The organism is Gilliamella sp. wkB292 (assembly GCF_001690235.1).
Lineage (GTDB): Bacteria > Pseudomonadota > Gammaproteobacteria > Enterobacterales > Orbaceae > Gilliamella > Gilliamella apicola_F.
In genome coordinates this window covers 22,986-28,985 of sequence record NZ_LZGO01000025.1, presented here as the reverse complement: position 1 = coordinate 28,985, position 6,000 = coordinate 22,986, and the positions used below count along the sequence as shown (strand labels likewise).

4 protein-coding genes are annotated in these 6,000 nt (G+C 31.1%); all 4 read left to right on the top strand.

Going from position 1 to position 6,000, the window contains the following annotated elements; translation table 11 throughout:
• Positions 1-733: 733 nt before the first annotated feature.
• The 4 genes from A9G09_RS02390 to A9G09_RS02375 all read left to right on the top strand — a co-directional run bounded on the left by A9G09_RS02390 (position 734) and on the right by A9G09_RS02375 (position 5,748).
• The gene (locus A9G09_RS02390) at positions 734-1,408 is read left to right on the top strand and encodes a JAB domain-containing protein (RefSeq protein ID WP_065633316.1); all 675 of its coding nucleotides are present in this window, start codon (positions 734-736) and stop codon (positions 1,406-1,408) included.
• Between the two features lie 384 nt (positions 1,409-1,792).
• Positions 1,793-2,944: a merozoite surface protein 3b gene (locus tag A9G09_RS02385; protein ID WP_065633315.1), complete on the top strand. Its 1,152-nt coding sequence runs from the start codon at positions 1,793-1,795 to the stop codon at positions 2,942-2,944.
• Positions 2,944-4,314 carry a DUF6384 family protein gene (locus A9G09_RS02380; protein WP_065633314.1) on the top strand — a complete coding sequence of 457 codons (1,371 nt, stop codon included), beginning with the start codon at positions 2,944-2,946 and terminating at the stop codon, positions 4,312-4,314. Before A9G09_RS02385 ends, A9G09_RS02380 begins: the two co-directional genes overlap by 1 nt.
• 3 nt (positions 4,315-4,317) lie before the next feature.
• The gene (locus tag A9G09_RS02375; RefSeq protein ID WP_065633313.1) at positions 4,318-5,748 is read left to right on the top strand and encodes a hypothetical protein; all 1,431 of its coding nucleotides are present in this window, start codon (positions 4,318-4,320) and stop codon (positions 5,746-5,748) included.
• Positions 5,749-6,000: the final 252 nt, after the last annotated feature.

Genomic DNA, 6,000 nt, shown 5'->3' with positions numbered 1-6,000 from the left:
CTCTAAACTTATTTCTATAATTATTGATTTAATTATATTCAATATTATTACAAGCAATTACTATGCCAGTAGTTCTTAACATCTTTATAAAATTAGATAAATATAATTACTGTTTTTAAAGTAAAAAACTAATAAAAAATAATTATAATGTTTTATTAACAGACAATAATTGATTTATAGTGTTCAAAAAGATGACTAGTTTTGCACCAAAATGAGAAAAAATCATGCCATCAAATAGTGCAAACAAATTAAAGCAACCTTACTAAAAATAACATTTTATGTAAAGATGTTTAAGGTAATATAGACATTTAAGTATAAAAAGTAACATAATTTTGTCTATTTTATATCAATATGGAAAGACAAACACTATGCTATTTGTCGATATTTACTCGCTCGTACGATATAAAAAATGCCTATTTTTACCACATTCTATTGATTAAAGTGTTTTAAAAAGTCGATTTGCGCGAACATTGATATAATTTAGCATTAAGCAATCAATGATCTAGTGAGCATTGATCATGTTTAAATGTAAAGATTTTCTCAACACGTTCAAATATTTTTACTGTCGAAAGACACATTCAATGCCGTTTACTTACTCAATTTATTATCATCATAAAATAACGACGAAATAAGCAATAAATCTTGGTAAATAAGGTACGCAAAAGGCATTGCTTACAATACCAGCTGATTTATGTTATATTTCGTACATTTTTTATCTAAATACGAATCGCGAATGGATATTAAGCTGGGCAAAAATGATAAACGTTATATTGAAGGAACAGATGATGTTTATAACATCATGAAAAACGTATTACTACGTGATAACAAAATAGATCAAGAAAAAGAACATTTCTGGATTATCGGTTTAAATGCTGCTGGCTATATTGTACATATTGAGCTTATCGCTTTAGGCGCATACAAATCAGTCAATATCGAAACAATGAATGTCTTTCGAGTGGCTGTAATGAAAAATGCATCACGTGTAATTGCGGTACACAATCACCCTTCAGGACGCTTAGCCCCATCTGTGTGTAATAAAGATATGACCGATCGCCTAATTCAAGTTGGACGAATTCTTAACATCGAACTGGTTGATCATCTAATTATATCAACCAAAACTTATGTTAGTTTCAAAGCGATTGGATTAATGGACGAACTTGAAAAAAGTTTAAAATATGTCCCTGCTTATCAAATTATGGAACAAATCCGCAAAGAAGAAAAAGCCATAGCAAAAGAGAAGTTAGCATGTGAAAAACATAAAGCAAAATCAGAAAAAGATAGACGGGAAAAATTAGAAATCATCATGGTTACCACCTTATTAGAAAAAGGCATGGATAAGCAAGCTATCGCTAAAATAATGGGAATTACACTTAAACAAATAGAAAAATTATTAAATAAAAAACAATGAACTTCATTAACAATCTAATTTTTAATGCTAACACACTGATTAAATATCATAACTGAAAAATTAAAAACAATTTATCTAAGTCAGGTAAATAAGTAAGCTAATATAGCTAAATTCAATAATTCATAATCAAAAAATTCGCAGTAACTATGAATAATCAGTTTTAACTATAACTTTATCTATAACACTATTTATCTCCCCCCCTAGTTTATAAAAACTATTATATTGTCAGTCATTAAAACATCAGCTAAATTTTGGTGAAAAATCTATCATCTCAAGCCATGCAACGCTAAACAGATAATTCAATGGTGATCATAAAGTTATTGCGATATAATTCGGACCAGATTTGATATATATTTGATTAAAAATACTTTTAAGGATAGGGATATGTCTAATGATATCGTGTCTTATGTAGATAGAGCAATACAATTACTTAATAAAATCGGTATAACAATTAAACCTCAAGCCGATGTACCTATTTTAAAATTATTGGACAATGTAGCTGAAATTGATAAAAATCGTATTCTTGCTATTGCTCGAACATTGCAACAACAAAGTGCATTCAATGAAGTGGTAAGGAAGCAAATAGATGCCATGGACGTTTCACAACGTTACACTAAAATTGTTAATCACTTTGATAGTATCCGCACTGATATGGAAAAGATGCTGGATTGGTTGGATGATGGCAAATTAGACCTACTTGAAAGAATCAAAATGGGGTGGATGAGCTTTAAACGGGGGTCAATTCCCGATCGCTTTGATCTAATAAGAAAAACTTATTTGGAAGTATCAAAAGAAACCGGCAACCAAGTAGAACGAGAACATGTTATTTTAAATGCTTACCAAGATTTTCGTTTTGGTCTAAAACAAGCACAAATTACTGCCGAAGAAGTTTTAGTCACTGCAACTTCACGCCTAAATGAATGTAAAGAAAAATTATCTAACGCTATGGCGGAAGTTGATAACTATCAATCAGATAATCACCTTGAGCTAGCACGATTAGAACTCGTTAGAGACGAAACGTTACGCAATGTGCAACAGGAAGACAGGCGTTACCAAATTATTTTAGATATTACCAATAACTTAACCGTCTCATATAACGCAGCCGAAGCAGTATATGCTCGATTACAACAAACTAACTCGGTCAAAGAACGTGTTTATCAACAAAGTGTTAGTTTTTTTTCAACCAATGAAATTGTATTCACCGCATTAAGTGCATCAATCACTTCATTAACTGGCTTAAGTGAAAGCACAAAAACTCTAGAATCAATGAAAGATGGTATCAATAAAGGAATTGAAAGTATCGCCAAACAAAGTGGTAAACAGTTAAAAGAAGGTTTAAAAGCAGGCTATGGCTCAACAATCAAAGCCGAGTCATTACGATCGTTGATTGAATCTATTGTTAATTATCAAGAATCAAGCCATCAGTTAATTAATGAACTAAGAAATGAATCGATTAATAATGCTAAAGAGATTGATCGCATTGTTGAAGATGGTAAACAGCGTTTTAATAATATCATCTTAAAGGTTAATGCTTAATGCGAGAAGTCAAGCTTAGTGATCAACTAGGGGCAATGGCAATTATTGATGAGCTTTACCAAAATCAACAATTATTGCTCGAGCACCTAGATCGTGAAACATTACACAACAATTTAAAACAAAGTATCGAGGATTACTATCAAACGCAAAACCTAGCAATTGATGATAAAACTATTGAAAAAGGGATTAATCTTTGGTTTGATAAGCGATTACGATTCAATGCGCCCAAGCGATCATGGTTGCAACGTTTTCTTGTTGCTTGTTACCTCAAACGCACTCGCTTATTTACCATTGTTGGTATAATCATCCTCTTATTAATATTAATTATTTCCTCTCGTTTAGTTCAAACAGAAAAACTAAAAAATAATATTTTTATTACCTATAATCATATTTTAGCTTCGCAACAATCATTAAATGATCTAAATAATCAGTTTGATGAACTTAATAAATATCAGATTATTTTTGCACAAACACCTGCTAAACATTTAAAAGATTCGATTGCTAACTTGCTCAATAAACAAATCGCACTATCTATTGATAAACCTGAAATTGAAAAATCTTTTGTCTTCCAAAAAGAGGAAGATACATTAGAAAAATTACAACAAACTAATGACCAAATCAGTCAGAAATTATCCGAAATTTCAACACTAATAACACAGTTAAGGATACTACTTGAACAAGACAAAAAATTAGCAAAATTAATTCATAACAAAGAGTTTATAAAAGCAACTAAGCAATATCCCGTTCTACAAATCGCAGCTGATAAGGTTATTGACGCGCTTAATCAGGGGCAAAAAGACATCGATATCAATCATATCGAAACATTATACAACTCAGTTGATCGAGCAGAGGCTTTAAAAATTAAAATTGATGCTGACAATAAACAACTGCAAGCGCTAAACGTACCGATTAAAGATATGGCACCGGTTACTACACTACAAAATGAAATAAAAGCAAATTTAACAAATCTTAATTTTGAACATGTAGAGTTATATCACCAAATGATGAGTTACTTCATTAAACTAGCACAAACACCATTGACTCTGACAATTATCGATAATCCAGATTCCAAATCAGGCATTGAGCGTACTCATAAAAATACCAATGGTAAGTCTTGGTATTTAATTGTCAAACCTATGACACCAACTGGCATAAATATACCAATATTGGTACAAAGTATCGAAACGGGTGATATACAATTAGCCAGTATTTTTGGTCAACAAGTTACTCAACAAGCATTTAACAGTGTTAAAGCAGATAAATCAGCAGATGGACATATTGATAATAATAAGCTTTGTGATAAACCAGTAGGTCGATTATCTTTTAATTGTCCAAGTAGCGTTAAATCGGGCAGAATTTTGGAGTGGTAAAACATGTTGGGGAAAGCAGTAAAAAACCGAATTGAAGAAAAAACACAAGGTGCAAAAGCATCGTTAGATGATGCTTATAAAAAGCTTCATGATGCACAACAAAAAATCTTAAGTTTACAAAATAATAAAGTAAAGTTGTATCAACAAATAGCCCGTATTTTCTTATTAGAATCACCCAAGACAACCAACAAACAAATACAAATATTGGTAGATGAACTACAAGAGGTATTTTGTCATTTAAACAAACGCACAGACGAATTAGAACAAATCAGTGTTAATTATCAACAAAAAGTAAATAGCTTACAGGAACAACTTGATGAAAAAATGACAAAAAAAATCTTTCAGTTGGAAAATAACCCTGATTATGTATCGCTTTTTACTATTTTCAAAAAAGCGGAAGAACGTTTAAATAAAGAAAGTAAAAACTATCAGCTATCACTCGATGAGTTTACTCAAAAAATTGAAGAATACAAACAAAACCGCTGTTACAACTACCTAATTGAAAGAAATTTTGGAAAAGATAGCTATAAAGGTTTTTGGATCTTTCGTCATTTAGATGCCTGGGTAGCAAGATTTATTAACTTTGCGGAAAATCATAAGAATCAAAAAACGCTTGAAGCATTAATCAAAGAGTCTCAGCAACGTTATGAAACAATAAAGACAGCTCATCGACTAGCATCAGAAAAAAAAGAAAAAATAGAACATGATATCGAAGAAAGCTTAGGCTTACCTCAATTGAGAAATGATCTTAACCAAACTAACTTAATTTTAGAAAACTACAAAAAACAAAAATCGCTAACAGATAAAACCTTAAATGACAGTCTATCCGGACATAGTAAACAATTTAACGAGATATCCAGCAAGCTAGCTAAGTTATTACAGCAACAATCAATAAACGAGGTAGTACAATTAACGTTGCAAAGCAATAGTTTAGAAGATGATAAAGTAATACAACAAATTCCGATTTTAGATAGAAAAATACAACAAGTAGAGCAAAGTTTACCCACAATAAAACACACTGTTGAAGCACTAGAATATACTTATATGCGTTTTGAACAAACGCTATCTATTTTTATACAAAATGACATCCCTAGTTCTTATTATGAATATAACATTTCATCATCTAAACTTGATGAGTTACTTAACAATTTACTAAACAAAGATATTTTTCCTGAAACAATAGTCCATGTGCTCATTTCATGCCGAAGCCAAGCTAATAGTAATAAAACCATTAATTGGTCTTCATCCAATAGCACCAGCATGTTCTCTACAACAAGTTCACCAAAACAAACTTCATGGAATTCTTCATCGAGGTCATCATCTACTAGCAGCAATAGTTCTTCAAAAGCGTCCAGTTCATCTTCTGGCGGTAGTGGTTTTTCATCCAGTTCATCAACAGGTGGTGGAGGTTTTAAAACAACAGATAGTTTTTAATCTTTTTAACCGGAATTCACGCTATGTGGAAAAATATTATTATCTCTTTTTGCATAAACGCTATTCCATTTTCAACATGATGCCAAACGAGAACAAAAGGTTTAGCATCATGCTTGAGCTTTCGTCAATAATGCATGATGGTAATGATTTTCCATTATATCTTTTAAATTATCAATTTGATCTATAGTATAAGATGAAAAAACTAAACAATATAGAAGATAAACCATCTTCATTTATCTAATTCATAGAGTG

Coding starts and splice junctions, on each gene's coding strand:
- A9G09_RS02390 (WP_065633316.1), top strand. CDS start 734: ATGGATATTAAGCTGGGCAAAAATGATAAACGTTATATTGAAGGAACA.
- A9G09_RS02380 (WP_065633314.1), top strand. CDS start 2,944: ATGCGAGAAGTCAAGCTTAGTGATCAACTAGGGGCAATGGCAATTATT.
- A9G09_RS02385 (WP_065633315.1), top strand. CDS start 1,793: ATGTCTAATGATATCGTGTCTTATGTAGATAGAGCAATACAATTACTT.
- A9G09_RS02375 (WP_065633313.1), top strand. CDS start 4,318: ATGTTGGGGAAAGCAGTAAAAAACCGAATTGAAGAAAAAACACAAGGT.